Source organism: Oceanimonas sp. GK1 (genome assembly GCF_000243075.1).
Lineage (GTDB): Bacteria > Pseudomonadota > Gammaproteobacteria > Enterobacterales > Aeromonadaceae > Oceanimonas.
On record NC_016745.1, the window covers coordinates 3,330,056 to 3,353,918 of the forward strand.

At 61.3% G+C, this 23,863-nt stretch carries 16 protein-coding genes; 2 read left to right on the plus strand and 14 right to left on the minus strand.

The genetic code is table 11. The features are described from left to right. Nucleotides 1-198 precede the first annotated feature (198 nt). From GU3_RS15685 to GU3_RS15705, 5 genes are all read right to left on the minus strand, one after another. Nucleotides 199-1,263, minus strand: a complete 1,065-nt coding sequence (locus GU3_RS15685; protein ID WP_014293512.1) for an ABC transporter ATP-binding protein — start codon at nt 1,261-1,263, stop codon at nt 199-201. After that, nucleotides 1,263-2,885 (minus strand): iron ABC transporter permease, encoded by a 1,623-nt coding sequence (locus GU3_RS15690; protein WP_014293513.1) that lies wholly within the window; start codon nt 2,883-2,885, stop codon nt 1,263-1,265. The genes GU3_RS15685 and GU3_RS15690 overlap by 1 nt, the downstream gene beginning before the upstream one ends. Before the next feature lie 34 nt (nt 2,886-2,919). Next, nucleotides 2,920-3,930 carry a Fe(3+) ABC transporter substrate-binding protein gene (locus GU3_RS15695; RefSeq protein WP_014293514.1) on the minus strand — a complete coding sequence of 337 codons (1,011 nt, stop codon included), beginning with the start codon at nt 3,928-3,930 and terminating at the stop codon, nt 2,920-2,922. A gap of 191 nt (nt 3,931-4,121) precedes the next feature. Next, the gene (locus tag GU3_RS15700) at nt 4,122-5,348 is read right to left on the minus strand and encodes an ammonium transporter (RefSeq protein WP_014293515.1); all 1,227 of its coding nucleotides are present in this window, start codon (nt 5,346-5,348) and stop codon (nt 4,122-4,124) included. Nucleotides 5,349-5,362: 14 nt separating this feature from the next. Further along, on the minus strand, nt 5,363-5,701 hold the full coding sequence (locus GU3_RS15705; protein WP_014293516.1) for a P-II family nitrogen regulator: 339 nt from the start codon (nt 5,699-5,701) through the stop codon (nt 5,363-5,365). 177 nt (nt 5,702-5,878) lie between these two features. On the opposite strand from GU3_RS15705, the gene arfB reads away from it, so the two are divergent. Next, nucleotides 5,879-6,295 carry an alternative ribosome rescue aminoacyl-tRNA hydrolase ArfB gene (gene arfB, locus GU3_RS15710; protein WP_014293517.1) on the plus strand — a complete coding sequence of 139 codons (417 nt, stop codon included), beginning with the start codon at nt 5,879-5,881 and terminating at the stop codon, nt 6,293-6,295. A 147-nt stretch (nt 6,296-6,442) separates the two neighbouring features. On the opposite strand, the gene GU3_RS15715 is transcribed toward arfB, so the two are convergent. Together GU3_RS15715 and GU3_RS15720 are read right to left on the minus strand one after the other, a co-directional pair. Continuing rightward, complete coding sequence (locus tag GU3_RS15715; RefSeq protein WP_014293518.1) at nt 6,443-6,802, minus strand: YacL family protein; 360 nt, start codon at nt 6,800-6,802, stop codon at nt 6,443-6,445. A 24-nt stretch (nt 6,803-6,826) separates the two neighbouring features. Further along, the gene (locus GU3_RS15720) at nt 6,827-7,873 is read right to left on the minus strand and encodes a sterol desaturase family protein (protein ID WP_237711155.1); all 1,047 of its coding nucleotides are present in this window, start codon (nt 7,871-7,873) and stop codon (nt 6,827-6,829) included. 254 nt (nt 7,874-8,127) lie between these two features. On the opposite strand from GU3_RS15720, the gene GU3_RS15725 reads away from it, so the two are divergent. Beyond that, nucleotides 8,128-9,531 carry a uracil-xanthine permease family protein gene (locus tag GU3_RS15725; RefSeq protein WP_041543351.1) on the plus strand — a complete coding sequence of 468 codons (1,404 nt, stop codon included), beginning with the start codon at nt 8,128-8,130 and terminating at the stop codon, nt 9,529-9,531. An 87-nt stretch (nt 9,532-9,618) separates the two neighbouring features. Here GU3_RS15725 and GU3_RS15730 read toward each other — a convergent pair whose 3' ends face one another. The 7 genes from GU3_RS15730 to aceF form a co-directional block, all read right to left on the minus strand. Further along, the gene (locus tag GU3_RS15730; protein ID WP_014293521.1) at nt 9,619-10,299 is read right to left on the minus strand and encodes a Fe2+-dependent dioxygenase; all 681 of its coding nucleotides are present in this window, start codon (nt 10,297-10,299) and stop codon (nt 9,619-9,621) included. Nucleotides 10,300-10,560: 261 nt separating this feature from the next. Further along, the gene (locus tag GU3_RS15735; protein ID WP_014293522.1) at nt 10,561-12,765 is read right to left on the minus strand and encodes a TonB-dependent siderophore receptor; all 2,205 of its coding nucleotides are present in this window, start codon (nt 12,763-12,765) and stop codon (nt 10,561-10,563) included. A gap of 202 nt (nt 12,766-12,967) precedes the next feature. After that, nucleotides 12,968-15,565, minus strand: coding sequence for a bifunctional aconitate hydratase 2/2-methylisocitrate dehydratase (gene acnB, locus GU3_RS15740; protein ID WP_014293523.1), 2,598 nt, complete (start codon nt 15,563-15,565; stop codon nt 12,968-12,970). 215 nt (nt 15,566-15,780) lie between these two features. Further along, nucleotides 15,781-18,021, minus strand: a complete 2,241-nt coding sequence (locus GU3_RS15745) for a patatin-like phospholipase family protein (protein WP_014293524.1) — start codon at nt 18,019-18,021, stop codon at nt 15,781-15,783. A gap of 174 nt (nt 18,022-18,195) precedes the next feature. Beyond that, nucleotides 18,196-20,070 carry a methyl-accepting chemotaxis protein gene (locus GU3_RS15750; RefSeq protein ID WP_014293525.1) on the minus strand — a complete coding sequence of 625 codons (1,875 nt, stop codon included), beginning with the start codon at nt 20,068-20,070 and terminating at the stop codon, nt 18,196-18,198. 309 nt (nt 20,071-20,379) lie between these two features. Then, nucleotides 20,380-21,807, minus strand: a complete 1,428-nt coding sequence (gene lpdA, locus GU3_RS15755; protein WP_014293526.1) for a dihydrolipoyl dehydrogenase — start codon at nt 21,805-21,807, stop codon at nt 20,380-20,382. 152 nt (nt 21,808-21,959) lie between these two features. Further along, entirely contained in the window at nt 21,960-23,861 is a 1,902-nt protein-coding gene (gene aceF / locus GU3_RS15760) for a pyruvate dehydrogenase complex dihydrolipoyllysine-residue acetyltransferase (RefSeq protein ID WP_014293527.1), read from the minus strand. Nucleotides 23,862-23,863 lie beyond the last annotated feature (2 nt).

Genomic DNA, 23,863 nt, shown 5'->3' on the forward strand with positions numbered 1-23,863 from the left:
ACTGGGGACTGGGGACTGGGGACTGGGGACTGGGGACTGGGGACTGGGGACTGGGGACTGGGGACTGGGGAAATGGTAGACACCACTTTAGTCGACGCAACGCCAGCGACCATATCGGAACCATCGCCTTGCTACACCGGCTCTACCAGCTAAAGCGGCAGCTACAAGTCCCTGATCCCTGCTCCCCAGTCCCTGCTCTTAAGCCACTTCCCGCCGGCGCTCGCTTTGGTCGGGAAAAAAGGTCAGGGCATGGGCCGCCACCCTGACCTGTACCCTGGCCTGGGGCGGCAAGGGCTCATTGATGCTCACTTCCAGCAACAACCCCTGGCAGTCCACCTGGCAGCGGGTATGGGCACCGAGAAACTGCTGCTCCAGTACCCGGCCATTGCCCTGCTCGTCTTCGGTCAGCTGCAGCTGGCGCGGTCGCAGCAACAGCTGACCTTCACTGCCGGGCTCGGCATTCAGGGCGGCCTGGCTCTCGATGGAGCCGATGGGCGTGACCAGGGTGTGGCTGTCGTGCACCGTGGCCGGCACATAGTTGCTCTGTCCGAGAAAGTCCGCCACAAAGGGGGTCTGCGGATGCTGGTAGAGGGTTTGCGGCCGCCCCACCTGCTCGATGTGACCGGCCCGGAACAGCGCCAGCTTGTCGGCAAAAGCAAAGGCTTCTTCCTTGCTGTGGGTCACGAAAATGGCGCTGATCCCCTGCTGCTTGAGCAGGCTGCGGATTTCGCCAATCAGGCGCATCCGTACCTGAGTATCGATATTGGAAAAGGGCTCATCCAGCAGCATCAGCTGGGGCCGGCAGATCAGCGCCCGGGCAATGGCCACCCGCTGCTGCTGGCCGCCGGACAGCTGGTGCGGATAGCGCTCGCCGAGGCCCGCCAGGTTCACCAGCTCCAGCACCTCCTCTACCCGGGCGTGAATCACCGCCTTGTTGCTTTCCTTGCTCTGCAGACCAAAGGCCACGTTCTGGGCCACATTAAGGTGGGGAAACAACGCATAATCCTGAAAGATCATGCCGATATTACGCTCTTCCGGCACCACCGCCAGGCCATGGCCATTCACCGGCCGGCCATTAATGGCAATGTCACCGCTCGCTACCGGCAACAGCCCGGCCACCGCCTTCAGCAGCGTGGTCTTGCCGCAGCCGCTGGCGCCCAGCAGACACATGATCTCGTTGTCTTCCACTTCCAGCGACAAGCCGTTCAGCACCGGTTTGCCGTTGTAACTGCAACAAATGTCGTGAATGGTCAGTGCCGCCATCAGTGATGCTGCTCCAGTGAACGGTTCAGAAAAATCAGCGGTATCAGTCCCACCAACACGATGACAATGGCGGGCAGCGCACCCAGCTCCAGTTGCTCGTCGGACACGAACTGATACACATAGGTGGCCAGGGTCTGAAAGTTGAAGGGCCTGAGCAGCAGCGCCGCCGGCAACTCCTTCATGCATTCAATAAACACCAGCAGGGCCCCGGCCAGCATGCCCTTGCGAATCAGCGGCAGGTGCACCCGCCGAATCATGGCCGCCGGGCCATAGCCCATGGTCTGGGTGACCATATCGAGGGACGGCGACACCTTGTTGAGGCTGCTTTCCACCGCGCCGATGGCCATGGCGCCAAACCGCACCAGATAGCCAAAGGCAATGGCGGTCATGGTGCCGGTCAGCAGCAGCCCCGGCTCGGGCAGTCCCAGCCACAGCGCCAGATCATTGATGGCAAAGTCCATCATGGTGAGCGGCACCAGCACGCCAATGGCCAGCACGGTGCCGGGCAGGGCGTACCCCATGGAGGCCAGCCGCATCGGCAGCACGGTGTAACGCTTGCCCCGCAGGCGGTGGGTCATGCCCAGCAGCAGGGCAATGGCCAGCGCCAGCACCGCCACCACCGCCGACAACACCAGGCTGTTCAGGCTGTACTCAAAAAAGCGGGCGTTCCAGGCCCGGTCAAAATAACGTACCGCGTGGTAACACAGGATGCCAAAGGGCAGCAGAAAGCCCAGCCCCACCAGGCCCCAGCAAAATGCCAGCGCCGCCCATTTGCGTCCGCCGGTCAGCCGGTAACCGGTTTCCTGTTCATGGCCCATGCTCTTCTGAAACACCTGCTGGCGCTGGCGGCTCATGCGCTCCAGGCTCAGCAGCACCATGACCACCAGCAGCATGATGGCGGAGATCTTGGCCGCCGCCTGCAGGCTGCCATACCCCAGCCAGGTGTCGTACACCGCCGTGGTCAGGGTATTGACCGCAAAGAAATTGACGGTGCCGAACTCGGCCAGGGTTTCCATGGCCACCAACGACAACCCCACCGCCAGGGCCGGGCGGGCCAGGGGCAGACTGACCCGGCGAAAGCTCTGCCAGGGCGAGCAGCCCAGCAGCCGACTGGACTGAATAAGACTGGTGGACTGCTCCAGAAAGGCGGTGCGGCCCAGCAGGTAAACGTAGGGGTACAGCACCAGCCCCATCACCAGGGCGGCACCGCCCAGGGTGCGAATGGGAGGAAAGAAGTAATCACCGGCCGACTGCCAGCCAAACCAGTCCCGCAGCGCCAGCTGCACCGGACCGGAGTAGTCGAGCAGGTCGGTGTACACAAAGGCGACGATGTAGGACGGCATGGCCAGGGGCAGGATCAGCGCCCATTGCAGCAAGCGCCGGCCCGGCAGCTCGCACATGGCCATCAGCCAGGCGGCGGGCAGCCCGAACAGCAGGCTCAGTCCCATTACCAGCGACACCAACCAGAAGGTGTTGCCGATATAGGCCGGAAGCACAGAAGCCCACAGATGACGGAAGATGTCTTCTGCGGGCAACAGGGCTTCGGCAATCAGTGCCAGTACCGGCAAGGTCAGCACCAGGGCGATGCCCCAGCTGCTGACCGTCCAACCATATCTTTTCATGTACTACTCAAAGCGGGGGCGAACCCCCGTCTTTTTACAGATCGTATTGCACTTCGTCTACCAGCTTAATCGCTTCCTGGGCATGTTTGGCGACCTCGGTCAGCGGCAGGCTATCGGCCTTGAAGTCACCCCAGCCCTTCACCAGCTCGGAGGGCTCCACGCCCGGCTTGACCGGATATTCGTGGTTGGCAGAGGCATAAAGATGCTGGGCTTCGTCACCGGACAGGAATTCCATCAGCTTGAGCGCGGCGTCCTTGTTCTTGGCATGACTGGTCATGGCCACCGCAGAAATATTGACGTGGGTACCACGATCGGCCTGGTTCGGGAAGTTGACCACGGCGGCCTCGGCCCACTCGCGCTGCTCTTCGTCGTTGAGCATGGCACCGTAGTAGTAGCTGTTGCCCAGGGCATAGTCACAGACGCCGTCACGAATGGCCTTCACCTGATCCCGGTCGCCACCCTGGGGCTTCTGCGCCAGGTTGGCCTTCAGCCCCTGCAGCCAGTTCTTGGTGTACTCGCTGCCGTGCTCGGCAATCATTGAAGCGGTCAGTGCCACATTGTAGGGGTGTTTGCCGCTGCGGGTACAAATTTTACCCTTGTACTTGGGATCGGCCAGTTCTTCATAGGTGATGTCGGTTTTGCCTACCCGCTCGGCGGAGCTGTACACCACACGGGCACGGGTCGTTAGGGCAAACCACTTGCCATCGGCATCCCGGTACTGGGCCGGAATATTGGCTTCCAGCACGTCGCTTTGCACGGCTTGAGTCAGTTCCTTGTCCACCACATCCATCAACCGGCTGACGTCCACGGTCAGCACCAGATCCGCCGGCGACAACCGTCCTTCCCGCTCCAGACGCTCACCCATGCCGTCCTTGATAAACACCACATTAACGTCGATACCGGTTTCCTTGGTAAAGGTATCAATGATGGGCTTGATCAAAAACTCCTGACGGTTGGAGTAAACGTTTACTTCTTCGGCAAAGGCCTGGGCCGTGAAGCTGGACGCCAGCAGAGCGGCGGCAGAGAGGGAAAACGTTTTGGTCATCATCCGGTTCCATTAGGTTGATTGAGAATAATTAACGTTCAGAAGTATACAGCGGCCAAAACGGGAATCAACTGCCAAAGCATATTGAAATAAGAAAAATTTTCATCTGCAATACGTTCTCTTGCGCCAGATCAAAAAAAGAGGAGCCAGAGGCTCCTCAAAAACAAGACCCGGCGGCCTCGTGACGTAACTTAGCGAGGTTTGATGGTGACAAACTCAGGGTAGGCGTCGATGCCGCAGTCGATGCGATCCATGCCCGACAGCTCTTCTTCCTCACCCACGCGAATGCCCATGCTGCGCTTGAGCCCGTACCACACCAGCAGGCTGGCGCCGAACGACCAGCCGCCAATCACCACAATACCGGCCAGCTGGGCGAACAGGGTGGCGTCGGGGTTGGCCACCGGCACCAATATCAGACCAAGCATGCCGCACACGCCGTGCACCGAAATGGCGCCCACCGGATCGTCGATACGCAACCGGTCCAGCCCGACAATGGCATACACCACCAGCACGCCGGCCAGCAGACCGATGGCGGCCGCCCACAGATGCCCCGGCGACAGCGGATCGGCGGTAATGGCCACCAGTCCGGCCAAGGCGCCGTTGAGGATCATGGTGAGATCCGCCTTGCCCCAGGTCAGCTTGGTGACCAGCAGGGCGCCAATGGCGCCGGTGGCGGCGGCGGCGTTGGTGTTGACGAAAATCTTGGCCACGGCGGTGGCGTTTTCCACGTCGGACACCAGCAGCTGGGAGCCGCCGTTAAAGCCGAACCAGCCCATCCACAGAATAAAGGTGCCCAGGGTCGCCAGCGGCATGTTGGAGCCGGGAATAGGATGGATTTCACCGCTCTTGCCATACTTGCCCTTGCGCGCCCCCAGCAGCAGAACCCCGGCCAGGGCCGCCGCGGCGCCGGCCATATGCACGATGCCGGAGCCGGCAAAGTCGCTGAAGCCCCACTGGGAGAGGAAACCACCGCCCCAGGTCCAGTAACCTTCCAGCGGATAGATAAAGCCGGTCATCACCACACAGAAGGCGAGAAAGGCCCACAGCTTCATGCGCTCGGCCACGGCCCCGGACACGATGGACATGGCGGTGGCCACAAACACCACCTGGAAGAAGAAGTCGGATTCCAGGGCGTGGTCCGCATCGGCGCTGGTGCTGCCAATCAGGCCGCCCAGGCTGGGCAGCCAGCCCCCTTCCGGGTTGTCCACATACATGATGTGGTAGCCCACCAGCAGGTACATGGTGCAGGCGATGGCAAACAACAGAATGTTTTTGGTCAGGATTTCGGTGGTGTTCTTGGCCCTTACCAGGCCCGCCTCCAACATGGCGAAGCCGGCGGCCATCCACATCACCAGCACGCCCGACATCAGAAAATAAAAGGTGTCGAGGGCAAATTTCACTTCGGTCAGTGCATCCATGGCAGATTCCTTCTTTAAATGGCTTCCATATCCCGCTCGCCGGTGCGAATGCGCACCGCTTGCTGCAGGTCGTACACGAAGATCTTGCCGTCGCCGATTTTGCCGGTGCCGGCCGCCTCGGTGATGGTTTCGATCACCCGCTCCACGTCTTCACTCTGGGCGGCGATTTCCAGCTTGATCTTGGGCAGAAAATCCACCTGATATTCCGCACCGCGGTACAGTTCGGTGTGGCCTTTTTGCCGGCCAAATCCCTTGACCTCGGTGACCGTCATGCCGTCGATGCCCATGCCGGCCAGGGCCGAGCGAACATCGTCGAGCTTGAAGGGTTTGATAATGGCGCAAATCATTTTCATGGAGGCTCCTCGCGCTGCCAAGTTGAGTCACCTTGTTCATTACAAGCATCGTGCCAGTTTTTTATTCATTAAAAATCAATGAGTTGAGTTTGCTCAGGTGGCTGGTGATGCGGGCAGCATGTTATGCTGGTGCAGGTTTTCACTGACAAGCACCAAAAAAGTGCAGAGGCAAGGATCATGCTGGAGGTATCGGCCCGGGTGCAGATCCCGGAACAGGAGCTGGAGTTCATCACCATGCGGGCCGGCGGCCCGGGCGGCCAGCACGTCAACAAGACCGATTCGGCGGTGCAGCTGCGCTTTGACTATGCCGGCAGCCCCAGCCTGCCTGAGCATTACAAGGAAGCCCTGGCAAAGATGCGGGATCACCGGGTGCTGGCCAGCGGGCTGATATTAATCCGGGTGGAAAGCGAGCGCAGCCAGCTGATGAACAAGGAAGCGGCCAAAGCGGCCCTGGTTGCCCTGCTGCAACAGGCCGGCAAGCCGGTGAAGGTGCGCCGCCCCACCAAACCGAGCAAGGCGGCCAAGGCCAAGCGCGCCGACAGCAAAACCCACAGGGGCAAGATCAAGAGCGGACGGGGAAAGGTGAAGCTGTAAGCAGTCAGCTGGAAATTGGAAGCCGGTCGAGTGGGCAGTAAATAATGGGTAGCTGCCGCTTTAGCCGGCAGGGGCTGCGCAGCAGGCCTGTAATGCAAGAGCCACCTGCTTGCGCCAGCTGAAGCGGCGCCTACGGCCTCTCCCCCCTTACCGGTTTTGAAGAAATTCCCGCCACTGGGTAAGCAGCCGGGCCAGATCGTCCAGGCCGCAGCCGGCGTAGTGGGCATCGTCGTAGTAGCTCATGCCCTCTTCCAGCTCGTCGTTGTCAAAGGCCAGGCCGTGGCCCACCAGCTCGGCCTCGCCGTCGCTCAGTGCCAGGGAAAACTCGGCATATTCCTGGCGAAATTCGTCCTGTTGGCGTGCATCCAGCTCTGTGATGACGTCCAGCAGACGGCTTGCCTCGGCGGCGTCCACCTCGTCGGTCAGCCATTGGCCAAAGGCCTCGTGGCCCATGTCGCACCGGGCCCGGCAACGGCCGTCCAGATCACGCAGAAAATCAAATTCCATGGCCGTACCCCCGGCGAAAAGCGGCTATTCTAGCCGTCGCCGGCCGCGGCTCACAAGTGCGTCACACGCCAAGGCCCGCCACAGCTTGCCGCCGGTCACCCAGAAGGGCCTGAGGATCAGGGTACTCATGCGCTGATAACGCAGGTTGTCCTTCTCTCCCACCCCAAACTCCAGTGGCTCTGGTGCAGAGGTGGTCACATACAGGGTGCCGAACATCCAGTCCCAGACCGACAGATTGGTGCCGAAATTCAGGCTGAAGTGCCTGGGGTCCCGGCTATGGTGGATCTGATGCTGAGCCGGGCTGTTGATCACATGCTCGATCACCGGGCCGAACGACAGCCATACATGGCTGTGACGCAGATTGGCCGCCAGGGAGTTGAACAGCAGCACCAGATAACTCACGCCAAACAGGGTAAACTTGCCCACCTTGCCGCCACTGACATAGAAGAACAGCCCGGCAAACAGGGCCAGCGCCGCGCCCTTGCACAGCTTCTCAAGCAGTTTTTCCACGATATGAATGCGGCTGGCGGTAAAGGGCACCATGACGGTGGCGGAATGATGCACCTTGTGAAACTCCCACAGCCAGCGGCCATGAAAGGCCCGATGCACCCAGTAATGCACAAAGTCCGACACCAGAAAGGCGCCCAGGCCGTAAGCCAGCATCAGGCCGGTGCTCTCTCCCTGCCAGGGACGGGTCCCCCACCACTCGGTCAACCGGGCGGTCACATCCCCTGAACGCAGCAGGTAAGGGTCCAGCCAGGCCAGCACCGGTACCACCAGGGCAGCATGCAGCAACACCCGCAGAAAATAGTACTGATAGTCAATCATGGCGGAACGGTGCAGCCATACCCGGCGCCCACCCAGAAAATGCCCGAAATGGCGGTAACGGCCATTGTTGCGCCGGCGGTACAGCCCATAGGCCACCGCCAGGGAGATGGCCAGAAAGCCCACTCCCAGACGGCCATTCAGATCGAACAGGCCGGTAAAACGGTGCCAAAGCGGCTGCCAGAGCTGGCTGTAAAGAACATCGGTCAGTACCGGAAAGGCTTCCATGGGATCCTGGCTATCCATGCGAACATCAAGAGGGATGCAATTCTAAAAGAAAGTCAGTCTCAGTTCCATTTTGTCCCGATGGATTGATTTTCAGGTCAGGTGAAGTTTTTTTAAACAAAAAGTGAACACATTTCACACTGAAATTGCATCCAATTACTGGCCGTTCCGGCCCATATCCAGTATCCTATGCGCCCTTCAGCGACCCGCTTTCAGCACGGTCGCCACGATAACCATAACAACGACAACTCCCGTAGCAACACACCGGAAAAACTATGTCTAACCACACGCAGCAACCCTTGCACCAGAGTGATTTGGTGTACCGGCTTCACGACAAGCCGCCGTTTATGCAGTCCCTGTTCGCCGCCATCCAGCACCTGCTGGCGCTGTTCGTGGCGGTGATCACCCCGCCACTGATCATCTGCCAGACCCTGGGCATTCCCGCCGCCGACACCGCGCACATCATCAGCATGTCGCTGTTTATTACCGGTGTGGCCTCTTTTATTCAGATGAAGCGGGTCGGTCCCATCGGCACCGGCCTGCTGTCCATTCAGGGCACCAGCTTTAACTTTCTCGGCCCCATCATTGCCAGCGGCCTGGCCATGAAGGACGGCGGTGTCACCACCGAAGCCATGCTGGCGGCCATTTTCGGCACCGCCCTGCTGGCGGCCCCCACCGAGATGATCATTTCCCGCTTTCTGCACCTGGCCCGGCGCATCATTTCGCCCCTGGTCAGCGGCATTATCGTGACCCTGATCGGCCTCACCCTGATCCAGTTGGGCCTCACCTCCATCGGCGGCGGCTTCGGCGCCATGGCCGCGGGCGAATTCGGCTCCCTGGACAACCTGGCCCTGGCCGGTACCGTGCTCGGCATCATTATTCTGATGAACCGCAGCCGCAATCCCTATGTGCGCCTTTCCTCCATTCTGGTGGCCATGGTCGCCGGCACCCTGCTGGCCTGGCAGATGGGCAAGCTGGCACCGCTGTCCGACAGCTTGCCTACCATCGCCCTGCCCATTCCCATGCAATACGGCCTGGGCTTTGACGCCTCGCTGTTTATTCCGCTGGTACTGGTCTATGTGATCACCTCGCTGGAAGCCATCGGCGACACCACCGCCACCTCGGAAGTGTCCGGCGAGCCGGTGTCCGGCCCGGTGTACATGAAGCGCCTCAAGGGGTGTGTGCTGGGTGACGGCGTGAACTCGTCCCTGGCCTCCATCTTCAACACCTTTCCGGTGTCGACCTTCAGCCAGAACAACGGCGTGATCCAGATGACCGGGGTGGCCAGCCGCCACGTGGGTTTCTTTGTGGCCGCCATTCTGGTGATCATGGGCCTGTTCCCGGCCATCAGCACCCTGGTGCAGCGCATTCCCGAGCCGGTGCTGGGCGGTGCCACCCTGGTGATGTTCGGCTCCATCGCCGCCGCCGGCGTGCGCATTCTGTCCCGGGAAAAGCTGGACCGCCGTGCCCTGTTCATTATCGCCATCTCCTTTGGCATGGGGCTGGGCATTTCCCAGAAGCCGGACATTCTGCAGTTTATGCCCGACATCATTAAGAACGTGTTCGCCTCCGGCATCTCCGCCGGCGGCATTACCGCCATACTGATGAACATCATCATGCCGATGGGCAAGTCCGAGGCCACCGACGCCGCCGCTGAAGCCGAGACTCAGCAGGCGTAATCTATCAGGGAATTGGGATGAGGGACTGGGGACGGGTGAAAAGCGGTTCCCGGTCCCTTTTCTTTACCTATTCCTCCCTACTCCCGCTCAAAGCGCCCAGCGGCGCAGCAGGTTGTGATACACCCCGGTGAGCTGAATGCTGGCCTCGCTGTCGCTGCCCAGTTGCTGGTTGATATGCTGAATGCCGGTATCCAGATCAAACAACAGGCTGCGTTGGCCGTCGTCCCGCACCATGCTCTGAATCCAGAAAAAGGAGCTGATGCGCGCGCCCCTTGTTACCGGCAATACCTTGTGCAGGCTGGAAGACGGATAGAGGATCAGATCGCCGGCGGGCAGCTTGACGCTGTGAGCACCATAGGTGTCTTCCACCACCAGCTCGCCACCGTCGTATTCATCCGGGTTACAGAAAAACAGGGTGGCGGACAGATCGGTGCGGACACGCTCCCCCGTGGCCGGGTTCATGCGAATGGCATTGTCCACATGAATGCCAAAGGACTGGCCGCCCTGATAGCAGTTGAACAGCGGCGGAAAGATTTTCTCCGGCAGGGCCGCCGCCACAAACAGCGGATGTCGTGACAACGCCTCGGTGATCAAGGCACCAATGGCATTGGCGGTGTCGTCGCCTTCCGGCAGTTGCAGATTGTGCTTGGCCTGGGATGACTGAAAGCCGGCAGTGGCATTACCGTCAATCCACTGGGCGGCCAGCAACCGCGCACGGCACTCGGCCACCTGTTCGGCGCTGAGCACGCCGGGTATATGCAGCATCATGATGAAATTCTCGCTTTCTTGCTAAACAAATAAAGCCCCAGCAGGGGCTTGTTATCAAACTAGAAATGGCATGCCGCTGTCAGATCCTGCACAGGGAAGCACCAGCAGGGTTACCTCCGCCGACACGCTTCAAGCCCATCCCTGGGACGCTCGGCACATGCCGTCCATGGCATGTGACGGTCGGCTTCGGCAATCCCTGCTGTTGCTTCCGGCAGCATCGAGTTGCTAAACGCCAGCAGACCTTCTGTTCAGACAGAGCTATCAGAACCGGTAGTTGGCGGAGAGCACGGCAGAGCGGCCATCACCCAGCTCCACGGCGGAGCTGCGGGTCAGAATGCCGGTGGCCGGATCAACCGAGCCGTTGCTGCCGCGAACCCGTTCTACATACTCCTCATCAAACAGGTTGTTCACGTTCAGCTGCAGGCTGAAAGCCTCATTAACCCGATAAGATGCCATGGCATTGTGCACCCAGTAGCTGTCGATTTGGGTATCAGAGCTGCTGGTCACGGCACGGGAACCCACATAGCGGGCACCATAGCCCAGCTCCACGCCCGGAATCACCTCATAGGTGGTCCACAGGTTGGCGCTGTTGCGCGGGGTGTTCTGCAGCTCGCGACCGACCCGGTTCGGATCAAACGAGCTCAGGGTCTCGCTGTCGAGCAGGGTGTAGTTGGCAAACAGCTTCCACTGCTCGCTGACCACACCGGTCAGACCCAGCTCCATACCCTGTACCCGCTGCTCGCCGGCCAGCTCCAGCTCATTGGTCACACTGTTGGTTTCCCGGGCATTGGTCTTGTCGACCCGGAACAGGGCACCGTCCACGCCCAAGTGGCCGTTCATCAGCTCCCACTTGGTACCCAGCTCCCAGGTTTCATTCTTCTCGGGATCCAGGTTTTCGGCGCCATTCCCACGGGGCAAGGCACCGGAGGTCGCGAAAGACTCAGCCGAGGGGTTGAAGGAGGTGCCGTAGGCCAGATACACCCGGCCGTTGTCCGCCGGTTTGTAGACGATGCCGGCACGGCCGCTGAACATTCGATCACTGGTAGAGGTGGTATCACCGCTGACCTTATTGGAGGTATCACCCGAGATCCAGTCTTGGCGCGCACCCAGACTCAGATCCCACTGCGGGTGCAGCGTAATAGTATCAAACACATACAGTGCCCGCGTGTTCAGCTCGGCCTCGGTACCGCCGCTGTCCTTGTAGTTGGTGGGGCCAGTCCAGACACCCGGCGGGTTGTAAAGGTCAAAACCGTTGGCCGGATAATTACCACTCAGGTTGTAGCTGCCCGAGGTCAGATCATAGGTTTCATGAGCGAGCTCACCGCCCACCAGCATATCGTGTTTCAGGGCGCCGGTGTCGAACTCGAACGCCACGCCGGTCTGGTTGATCCACAGCTCGGTTCGGGCATCCCGGCGATAGCCCTGTGGGCCGGCGGGGTTATAGCGACCGGGATCCAGGTTCTCGGTATTAACATGAGAGGCCGAAATGGTGGTATCCCGATCCACCCGGCTGTAGCGGGTCTGGTTTTCGATGCGGGCGGTCTCGCTCAGCTCGTGCTCAAGCTTGAGGGTAACGGCATCGGACTGGATCTTCTCTTCATCCAGGTTGCGCCAGCCAAAGTAGCTCTCCCGATCTACCCCGGGCAGCACTCGGCCGTTTCGGGCCGGCAGGCCGTAGTCGGGCAGGTTGTCGTCCTGCTGGTGGAAGTAGCTCAGGGTGGCCTGGGTCTGCTCGCTCAGCCCTATGGTTACCGAGGGCGCAATACCAAAACGCTGACGATCGATGTTGTTGCGCCCGGGCACGTCGTTCTCGTGAGCCATCAGGTTGATGCGGGCAGCGCTGTTCACGCCCACATCCAGGGTGGTGTTGGCGTCCAGGGTCACACGACGATATTCATCAGTGCCCAGGCTGGCGCCAAGCTCGGCGAAGTCGCGCTGCTTGGGCGCCTTGCTTACCTGGTTGATGGCACCGCCGGTGGTGCCGGCACCGCCAAACACCGAGTTGGGCCCCTTCAGTACCTCCACCTGTTCAATGTTGAAGGTGTCGGTGCGGTTGTTCTGGCTGCTGTCGCGCAGGCCGTCGATCTGCATGTTGGAATTGGCGCTAAAGCCGCGAATGTTGATCTTGTCGCCGGAGCCGCCGCCACCCTCGCCCGCATCAAAGGTAATGCCCGACACGTTGGACAGCACCTGGCGCAGGCTCAGGGCCTGCTGCTCTTCCATTACTTCCTTCGGCACCACGGTCACGGTTTGAGGCGTGTCCAGCAGGGGCTTTACATATTTTGAAGAAGCGGACTTTTCGGTTTTATACCCCTGCTCCCGCACGTCTTTCACGGTCACGGTGTCAAAATGAGTCACATCCTGCTGGGCCTGGGCCGGTACCGCCAGGCTGGCCACCGCCAGACCGACTGCCGAGCTGATCATGGTTCTGGGGGGAAGTGCGGATGAGCGAATAAAGGTGCGCACTGACAACTCCTTGTTGTTATTTCTTGATATGAGAATCGATAACCCTTCACAAAGGCGACTCATTCTCATTTAAGACTTGATCAAGATCAACAAACTTTGTGACTTTTGTTACAGCACCGGCGAAAACGCCATCACCTCACCATCACCTCAATAAAAAAGCCAGCCCGAAGGCTGGCTTTTTGAACAGAGGGACTCACCTGATTCAGATGGCCTGCTGGAAGATCACGGTATCGGCCTTTTCCACGTAGCTGTCGAGCTCGTCGAAGTTCAGGTAACGATAGGTGTCGGCAGCGGTGGCGTTCAGCTCCTGGGCGTATTCCAGGTACTCGGCCACGGTGGGAAGCTTGCCGTGAATGGCGGCCACGGCCGCCAGCTCGGCGGACGCCAGGTACACATTGGCACCCTTGCCCAGGCGGTTGGGGAAGTTACGGGTGGAGGTGGACACCACGGTGGTGTTGTCCCCTACCCGCGCCTGGTTACCCATGCACAGGGAGCAGCCCGGGATCTCGATGCGGGCACCGACCCGGCCGAAGATGCCGTAGTAGCCTTCGCTGGTCAGCTGATCCTTGTCCATCTTGGTGGGCGGGGCGACCCACAGGCGGGTGGGCAGCTGGCCCTTGTACTTGTCGAGCAGCTTGCCGGCGGCGCGGAAGTGGCCGATGTTGGTCATGCAGGAGCCGATAAACACCTCATCGATGCTCTCGCCGGTCACCTCGGACAGCAGACGGGCGTCGTCGGGATCGTTAGGCGCACACAGGATCGGCTCCTTGATCTCGCTCATGTCGATTTCCAGCACGTGAGCGTACTCGGCATCGGCATCGGCTTCCATCAGCTCGGGGTTGGCCAGCCACTCTTGCATGCCCTTGATGCGGCGCTCCAGGGTGCGCTGGTCGCCATAACCTTCGGCGATCATCCACTTCAGCATCACGATGTTGGAGTTCAGATACTCGATGATCGGCTCTTTATCCAGCTTGATGGTACAGCCGGCGGCGGAGCGCTCGGCGGTGGCATCGGCCAGTTCAAAGGCTTGTTCCACCTTCAGCTGGGGCAGACCTTCGATTTCCAGCACCCGGCCGGAGAATTCGTTGATCTTGCCTTCCTTGGCCACGGTCAGCAGGCCGTGCTTGATGCCGTAGTAGGGAATGGCGTGCACCAGGTCGCGCAGGGTGATGCCGGGCTGCATTTCGCCCTTGAAGCGCACCAGCACCGACTCGGGCATGTCCAGCGGCATCACGCCGGTGGCGGCGGCAAAGGCCACCAGGCCGGAGCCCGCCGGGAAGGAGATACCGATGGGGAAACGGGTGTGGGAGTCACCGCCGGTGCCCACGGTATCGGGCAGCAGCATGCGGTTCAGCCAGGAGTGGATAACACCGTCGCCCGGACGCAGGGACACGCCGCCGCGGTTCATGATGAAGTCCGGCAGGGTGTGGTGGGTGGTCACGTCCACCGGCTTGGGATAGGCGGCGGTGTGGCAGAACGACTGCATGGTCAGGTCGGCGGAGAAGCCCAGACAGGCCAGGTCTTTCAGCTCGTCCCGGGTCATGGGGCCGGTGGTGTCCTGAGAGCCGACGGTGGTCATCTTCGGCTCGCAGTACTGGCCGGGGCGCACGCCGGTCACGCCGCAGGCCTTGCCCACCATCTTCTGGGCCAGGGTGTACCCCTTGCCGGAGTCGGCCACCGGGGCCGGGCGCTTGAACACCTCGGACGGGGCCAGCCCCAGGGCTTCACGGGCCTTGTCGGTCAGGCCGCGGCCGATGATCAGCGGAATACGGCCGCCGGCACGCACTTCGTCGAGCAGCACGTCGGTCTTCAGCTTAAAGGTGCTCAGCACCTCGTCACTGCCATGGCGGCAGATCTTGCCCTCGTAGGGGTAGATGTCGATCACGTCGCCGGTGTTCAGCTTGGTCACGTCGCACTCGATGGGCAGGGCGCCGGCATCTTCCATGGTGTTGAAGAAGATGGGGGCAATCTTGCTGCCGATACAGATGCCGCCGGCGCGCTTGTTGGGCACAAACGGAATGTCGTCGCCCATGTGCCACAGCACGGAGTTGGTGGCGGACTTGCGGCTGGAGCCGGTGCCGACCACGTCGCCCACGTAGGCCAGCGGATGACCTTTTTCCTTCAGGGCTTCGATGGCGGTGATGGGGCCAACCACGCCGTCTTCGTCGGGCTCAATGCCGGGACGGGCGTTTTTCAGCATGGCCTGGGCGTGCAGCGGAATGTCGGGGCGGGACCAGGCGTCCTGGGCCGGAGACAGGTCATCGGTGTTGGTTTCGCCGGGCACCTTGAATACGGTCATGGTGATCTTGTCGGCCAGGGGCGCGCGCTCCAGGAACCATTCGGCCTCGGCCCAGGACTGCATCACCTGTTTGGCAAAGGCATTGCCGGCCTTGGCCTTTTCGTCCACATCGTGGAAGGCGTCAAACATCAGCAGGGTGTGGCTCAGGGCCTTGGCGGCGATGGGCGCCAGGGCGTCCACGTCCAGCAGCTCAACCAGGGGAGCGATGTTGTAGCCCCCCTGCATGGTGCCCAGCAGCTCGGTGGCCTGCTCGGCAGACACCACCGGTGAGCTCACCTCACCCTTGGCCACGGCGGCGAGAAAACCGGCCTTGACATAGGCGGCTTCATCAACACCAGGGGGAATGCGGGTAGAAAGGAGTTCGTAAAGGAAGGCTTCTTCGCCGGCGGGCGGGTTTTTGAGTAATTCAACCAGGGCGGCAACTTGCTCTGCGTCGAGTGGCTTGGCGGCCACTCCCTCTGCGGCACGTTCTTCGACGTGTTTACGATAGGCTTCAAGCACGACTGTATCCTCTTATTATCATTCGCCACCGTGGGCGTAAATGTCCTTGTAGGGGGCCAGGGGCGTCCGTGAGAACGCCGCGAAAGTATATAAGTTTTAACCCCGGATTAAAATCCGGCCCCTTAGACCTTTGGTCGAATATTTGACTAACACCGTGTTTTGAATGGATTTTCCGCACTTTCGCCACAAAATTGACGCTCAACAAGCCGTTAACATCAAAAGCTGAACAAATTGCCGAAATACAGATAAACGCTGCTTTTATCCCCTTCTGCCTGACCAAAGGCCAGATAGAGCGGGCCCCAGTTGGTGTCGACACCAACAAAAATGCTGCCGGCGGTGAGGGCATTGTCCCAGCCCACCTCGGCCCCGGAATTCCACACCCCGCCCCGCTCCAGTGACCCGCCCAGGTACACCGGTGAGCGAAAGGCGCCGAAATCGTTGTCAGCCCAGCGGTAGTGATAAAGCAGGCCGGCCAGGCCGCTGTAGCGGCCGCTGAGCTGCTCGCTCTGGTAGCCAGAGAGGTTGAACAGCCCTCCCAGGCTGCGGGCGAACACCGGCAATGGCTGCTCGGCGGTGGAGCCGCCCAGCACCAGCTTGCCGATCAGGGTATGGCGATCGGCATTCCAGGGGCGCAGCCAGTCCAGCTCGTAGTCGAGGCCGGCCACGTTTTCATTGCTGCCCTGCCCTTCCAGCCGGTTGCGGTAATAGCCCAGGGTCAGCGCCGCCGCTTCCCCGTGAGTGGGAAAAAACACATTGTTCAGGGTGTCGTGCGTCAGCCGCAGGTAGGGGCCGGCCGAGGTCACGTCCAGACCGCCGTCCAGGTTGCGCGCGTCAATGCTGCCGGTGAGCCCCTGCACCCCCAGGGCCAGCTCGCTCCAGGGGTTAAGGTTGTAGCCCAGCTCGCTCAGCCCCCGCCAGGTGGCATAGTCGAAGTCCAGGGTGGTGAGCCGGCCAAACTGCTGAAAGCTGTCTTCCCCCGGCTCGACAAAAAAGGTGCGCCGGCGCTTTTCATATTCGCCCCGCGCCTTCCAGAACAGGTCGTAATCGGTATCCAGCGGCGTGTAGAACTCGGTGGCCAGCCGCTTGTTGCTGCCCAGGGTGACCTCCGCCAGCCACTCGCCGCCAAGCATGTTGATGTTGGTGCGGCGAAACTGGGCGCCAATCTCGTAACTGGTGCGGCTGGAAAAGTCGTCTTCCAGGGCAAATTTGAGATCCACAAACCCCGGTCCCCAGCCTTTTTCCCGTGTGTGCACCGTCAGCACCTGCTGGTCGTCCCGCTCCTCGATGCGGTAGCTGACCTGCTCAAAGGCATCCAGGGCATAGAGCCGGCGCACTCCCTGCTCCAGCTCTTCGGTCTGGTGAAACTGGCCCGGCCGAAGACCCAGCGCGTCCCGGATCACCGCTTCGCTCAGGCTGGTGTTGCCTTCCACTTCCACCCGGTCAAGAAACACCACATCGCTGCGCTGCAGCCGGGCGCGCGTATCCAGCTTGCGGTTACGGTAATCGGCATAGTCCCGCTCGCTCAGGGCAAGCCGCTGCAGTTGCGGCAGCATCAGCGTGGCCGCGGCCTCACCGCGCCGAATGGCCTCGGGCATCTGGCTGAAGTCCCCCACCCCGATACCGCTGATATTCGGGCTGAGCAGCACGTCGCCCTCGGTCAGCAGTGCCTTTTGCCGTTCGGTACCGGCCCGGGTGAGGTAGTTGGTGAGCTGGGTCACCATGGCCAGGGCGCTGTCGAGCTGTTCTCGGGGCAGCATGGCATCGCCGATGTCCACGGCAATCACCACCTCCGCGCCCAGCTCCTGAGCCACGTCCACCGGCAGGTTGTTGACCACGCCGCCATCCGCCAGCAGCCGGCCGCCCAGCGCCACCGGCTGCAGCACGCCGGGCACCGACATGGAAGCCTGCATGGCGGTGGCCAGATGGCCCCGGCTAAGCACCACGGGAGTCACGGTTTCCATGTCGGTGGCCACCGCCCGGTAGGGAATGGGCAGCTGGTCGAAGTTTTTCAGCCGGGGAATGGTCAGGGTACTACGCCTGAGCAGGGCGCCCAGGGCCTGGCCCTGAAAGAAACCGCCGGGCAGGCTGAGCCGCCACTGATCGTCGATGCCGATATCGGTGCGTAACAAAAATTCGTCGTTCTGCCGTTTGCGCCGAAGCGAGAGCTCGTCCCGGCCCACCTTGTCCTGGTAGCCCTGGTTCCAGTCCAGGGCCAGCAGCTGGCGCTCCAGCTCATCGGCGTCGAGCCCCAGGGCGTACATGCCCGCCACATAGGCGCCCATGCTGGTGCCGGTGACGATATCCACGGGAATGCGGTGTTGTTCCAGCACCCGGATCACGCCCACATGGGCGGCCCCCTTGGCACCACCGCCGCTCAGCACCAGGGCCACCCGCGGGCGCTCGGCCAGCGCCGGCCACGACAACAACAGGGTCAACAGCAACAGAAAAGGGCGCATGACGGTTCACAACAGCACAAGGGGGTATTCGCATTGTATGCCGGCGGGGTGAAAATAGGGAGCGCCGCGGGTATCGGTAAAGACAGGTGCCGGCATGGGGTTGCCGGCAGCATCAGCACAACAAAACAACACCCGGGTTACCTCCGCCGACACGCTTCAAGCCCTGCCAGGGCATCACGCCGGCAGCCGGAACCGCCCCACCAGCTGTTGCAGCTCGTTGCCCAGACCGGCGAGCTGGGCGCTGTTGTCGGCGGCCTCGTCGCTGGCGGCGGCGGAATGCTCGGACAATTCGCGGATGCTGAACACCGAGCGGTTGATCTCTTCCGCCACCGAGCTCTGCTGCTCGGCGGCGGTGGCGATCTGGCTGTTCATCTGCTGGATCTGCGACACCGCCCGGGCAATGGCCTGAATGGCGTTGCCGGTCTCAGAGGCGGTGGCCACGGTGTCTTCGGCCATGGCGGCGCTGTGATCCATCATGGTCACCGACTCCCGGGCCTTGCCCTGCAACCCCTGAATCATGCCCTCAATCTGGGCGGTGGCCTGCTGGGTGCGTTGGGCCAGGGCCCGCACCTCATCGGCCACCACCGCAAAGCCGCGGCCGTGCTCGCCGGCCCGGGCCGCCTCAATGGCGGCATTGAGCGCCAGCAGATTGGTCTGCTCCGCCACGCCCTTGATCACATCGAGAATACCGCCGATGTTCAGGCTCTCGGTTTCCAGCTGCTGAATCACCGCCAGTGACCGGCGCACTTCCTCCGCCAATGCGGAGATCCGCTCCGTGGTCTGGCTGACCCTGGCATTACCGGCCACCGCATCACTGTCGGCGGTCTGGGCCGCGCCAAAGGCGGCCTCGGCATGACGTGCCACTTCCTGCACCGTGGCCGCCATCTCGTTCATGGCGGTAGATACCTGCTCCAGCTCCAGCCGCTGCTGGTTGGTACCGGTACGGCCCTGCTCCGACATCGCCGACAGGCTCTGGGCCGAGGTGGCGATATGACTGCTGTTATTGTTGAGCTCACCCACCAGGCTGCGCAGGTTTTGAGTCATGGTCTGCATGCTGTCCATCAGCCGGCCCAGCTCGTCCCGACGCTGATGCGTCACGTTCTGGGTCAGGTCACCACCGGCGATGCGATCCGCCTGGGCCATCAGCACCTTGAGCGGATTGACGATGCCTTGCGTGATAAGCCAGGCAAACAGCGCGCCCATTACCAGGGCGGCCACGGTCACCAGCAGAACAAGCATGCCCGCCCACTGACTGACGGTTGCCATGTTGTTCTTCTGGCTGGCCACCAGGGCGGCGCTGCTCTCGGCCATGGTGGCCGTCAGGGTACCGATGCGCTCCTGCACCGACTCCAGCTCGCGGTAGACCTCGATATACTGCTGCTGCTGCTGGTCAAAGCGACCCAGCAACTGATAGAACTCCCGCACATCCGGCTCTTCGCCCAGCTTCAGGCGGCTTTCCAGGGTCAGCATCAGGCCCTTGAGCCGGCTGGCCAGCCGGCTGATCTCACTCTCGTCGCGGCTGATCACGTATTCCTGCTGGCTGAGCCGTATGCCCACCAGACGCACCAGCCAGCTCATGTAGGCGGGCTCGCCGGCACTGAGGTATTCGGCCCGTTGCTGGGCCGCAAAACCCAGCTGGTTCAGACTGAACAACAGCTCGCCGGTCTGCTTTTTAAGCGCTCCCAGCCGTTCCAGCTCCTGCTGATAGCGTTGCGTCCCCTCCAGCAACTGTTCCAGCCGGGCCCGATCCTCGCCCTGCTGCAGATCCTCCAGCAGGCGGCCCGCCTGGCTGCCGGCCCGGGATACCAGCGCCTTGGCCTGCTCCAATTGCTTGTCATCGTGCTGCAGCAGGTAGTTTTTTTCGTATTGCCGGGCCTGCTGAAACAGCAAATCGATGCTCGCCGCCCGCTCCTGGCGGTCGGCACTGCTCAGCACCTGGTTCAGGGAAAAACCACTGATGGCGGCGATGGCCAGGGTCGTCAACAACATCATCACAAAGCCCAGGATCAGTTTGACCCTGACGCTCAGATTGCCGGGATGAAAACGCATGTCGTATTCCTTTACGTCGCGGTGGGGCCTGAGTGCCTTAAACAGGACGTTTTAACATATCCGCTAATGGCGGGAGGCGCGCGCTTTTTCTTCCAAACAGTGATCTCTGGCACAAATGAGGCTGGATGCGGGAGACTGGGGACTGGGGACTGGGGACTGGGGACTGGGGACTGGGGACTGGGGACTGGGGACTGGGGACTGGGGACTGGCAGAATAATCCCACCAATCCCTAATCCCAAGTCCCTATTCCCTAAAAAAATCCCCGGCCAATGGGCCGGGGATTTTTATTGCCGAAGGCAAAAAGAAAACTTACTTCTTCTTCTTGGCCTTGGGGTTCGGCATATCGGTGATGGAGCCTTCGAACACTTCGGCGGCCATGCCCACGGACTCGTGCAGAGTGGGGTGAGCGTGAATGGTCAGCGCGATGTCTTCGGCGTCGGCGCCCATCTCGATGGCCAGGCCGATTTCACCCAGCAGTTCGCCGGCGTTGGTACCGATGGTAGCGCCACCCAGCACACGGTGAGTGTCCTTGTCGAAAATCAGCTTGGTCATGCCGTAGGACGAGTCAGAGGCGATGGCCCGGCCAGACGCGGCCCAGGGGAAGGACGCCACTTCAAAGTTCAGGCCTTTTTCCTTGGCTTCCTTCTCGGTCACACCCACCCATGCCACTTCCGGCTCGGTGTAGGCGATGGACGGGATCACCTTGGGATCGAAGTAGTGCTTCATGCCGGCGATGACTTCGGCAGCCACGTGGCCTTCGTGCACGCCCTTGTGCGCCAGCATGGGCTGACCCACGATGTCGCCGATGGCGTAGATGTGCGGCACGTTGGTGCGCATCTGCTTGTCAACATTGATGAAGCCACGCTCGTCCACGTTCACGCCGGCCTTGTCGGCATCCAGTGACTTGCCGTTGGGGGTACGGCCAATGGCCACCAGCACGGCGTCGTACACATTGGTCACGCTCTGGCCTTTCTTGTCTTCCATGGTGACGTGAATGCCATCGTCTTTGGCGTCAACGGCGGTCACCTTGGTTTCCAGCATCAGGTTGAACTTGCTCTTCACCTGCTTGGTGAACACCTTGATGATGTCCTTGTCGGCGGCCGGGATCACCTGGTCGAACATTTCAACCACGTCAATCTTGGAGCCCAGGGCATGGTAGACGGTGCCCATTTCCAGGCCGATGATGCCGCCACCCATGACCAGCAGCTTCTCGGGCACTTCCTTCAGCTCCAGCGCATCGGTGGAGTCCCATACGCGGGGGTCGTCGTGGGGAATGAAGGGCAGTTTGATCGGCCGGGAGCCGGCGGCGATGATGGCGTTGTCAAAGTTGACGGTGGTGTTGCCACCCTCGCCTTCCACCACCAGGGTGTTGGCGCCGGTGAACTTGGCCACACCGTTGACGACCTTGACCTTGCGCATCTTGGCCATGCCGCCCAGCCCCTGAGTCAGCTGACCGATGACCTTTTCTTTGTGCGCGCGCACCTTGTCCAGATCGATCTGCGGCTCGCCAAAGGTCACACCGTGGCTGGCCATGATCTTGGATTCTTCAATCACCTTGGCGATGTGCAGCAGCGCCTTGGAGGGGATACAACCCACGTTCAGACAAACGCCACCCAGAGTGGAATAACGTTCTACGATAACGGTTTCCAGGCCCAGATCGGCGGCACGGAAAGCGGCGGAATAGCCGGCAGGGCCCGCGCCCAGAACCACAACCTGAGCTTTGACTTCTTGACTCATGGTGACCTCTATTATGATTTTTTAGCCCTGTTCAGTCAGTGGCGGCCGGAGCACCAGACTCAAGACGGCCACTACGATACAAACGGGCAAAAGTTTACTGTTCTGTTATCAAAAAGAAAGTAAAAAGGCAGGCTTATGCCTGCCTTGTCACATTAAAGGGCCAGGCGGCGAAGGTCGCTCAGCACACCACTCAGCATGGTGATGAAACGGGCACCGTCGGCGCCGTCGATCACCCTGTGGTCGTAGGACAGCGCCAGCGGCTGGATCAGACGAGGCTCGAATTCCTTGCCGTTCCACACCGGCTTGATGCTGGACTTGGACACACCCAGAATGGCCACTTCCGGCGCATTCACGATGGGGGTGAACTGGGTGCCACCAATGCCGCCCAGAGACGAAATGGTAAAGCAGCCACCCTGCATGTCGGCGGCGGTCAGCTTGCCGGCGCGGGCCTTCTTGGAGATTTCACCCAGCTCCAGGGCCAGCTCGCGAATGCCTTTCTTGTTGACATCGCGTACCACCGGCACCACCAGACCGTTGGGAGTATCCACCGCCACACCGATGTGCACGTACTTCTTCATCACCAGGCTCTGGCCGTCTTCCGACAGGGAAGAGCAGAACTTGGGATAGGCTTCCAGCGCCTTGGCGGCGGCCTTCATGATGAAGATCAGCGGGGAGATCTTGTAACCCAGCTTCTGCTTCTCGGCGATGGCGTTCTCGGTTTTGCGGAACTCTTCCAGCTCGGTGATATCGGTCTCATCAAACTGGGTCACATGGGGGATCTTGACCCAGTTGCGGTGCAGGTTGGGACCGGAGATCTTCTGAATGCGGGTCAGGGCCACTTCTTCGACTTCACCAAACTTGGAGAAATCAACCTTCGGCCAGGCCAGCACTTCCATGCCGCCACCGGCCACGGCCACGCCCGCAGGTTGGGTGGTCACCTGCTTGATGATGCCCTTGACGTAGTTCTGCACGTCTTCCTTCAGAATGCGCTGCTTGGGACCGGTAGCGGCAACCTTGGACAGGTCCACACCAAATTCCCGGGCCAGGCGACGCACCACCGGGGTGGCGTGCACGTAGGCGTTGTTCTCTACGAACTCGGCCTTGGCAGCCGGGGCAGCCGCCGCCGGAGCGGCCGCTTTCGGCGCTTCTGCTTTCGGTGCTTCGGCCGCGGGCGCAGCCTTGGCCGGTGCGGCGGCGGCAGGAGCCGGAGCGGCGCCAGCCACCTCAAACACCATCACCAGAGAGCCGGTAGACACCTTGTCACCGGTGGCTACCTTGATTTCCTTGACCACACCGGCAAAGGGCGCGGGCACTTCCATGGAAGCCTTGTCGCCTTCCACGGTCAGAATGGACTGATCGGCGTCCACCTTGTCGCCCACGGCCACCATCACTTCGGTGACTTCCACTTCGTCACCGCCGATGTCCGGCACGTTCACGTCCTTGGCAGCGGCAGCGGCCGGGGCCGCAGCAGGGGCCGCTTCGGCGGGCGCAGCGGCAGCCGCCGGGGCGGCACCACCCGCCACTTCAAATACCATAATCAGGGAACCGGTGTTGACCTTGTCGCCCACGGCAATCTTGATTTCAGTTACCTTGCCGGCGAAGGGCGCCGGTACTTCCATGGAGGCCTTGTCGCCTTCCACGGTGATCAGGGTCTGCTCTTCCTCAACGGTGTCGCCCACGGCCACGGCAATTTCGGTGACTTCTACTTCATCACCGCCGATGTCCGGTACGTTCACGTCTTTCTGCGCGCTGGCAGCAGCAGGTGCAGCAGCAGCTTCAGCCTTGGGGGCTTCCTCGGCGGCAGCCGGGGCGGCAGCGCCGCCCTCTGCTTCAAAGACCATGATCAGGCTGCCGGTGTTGACCTTGTCGCCCACGGCAATCTTGATTTCCTTGACCACGCCGGCGGCGGGGGCAGGCACTTCCATGGAGGCCTTGTCGCCTTCCACGGTGATCAGAGACTGCTCTTCCTCGACCTTGTCGCCCACGGCAACCAGGATCTCGGTAACTTCAACCTCGTCCGCGCCGATATCCGGCACCAGAATATCTTTAGACATGT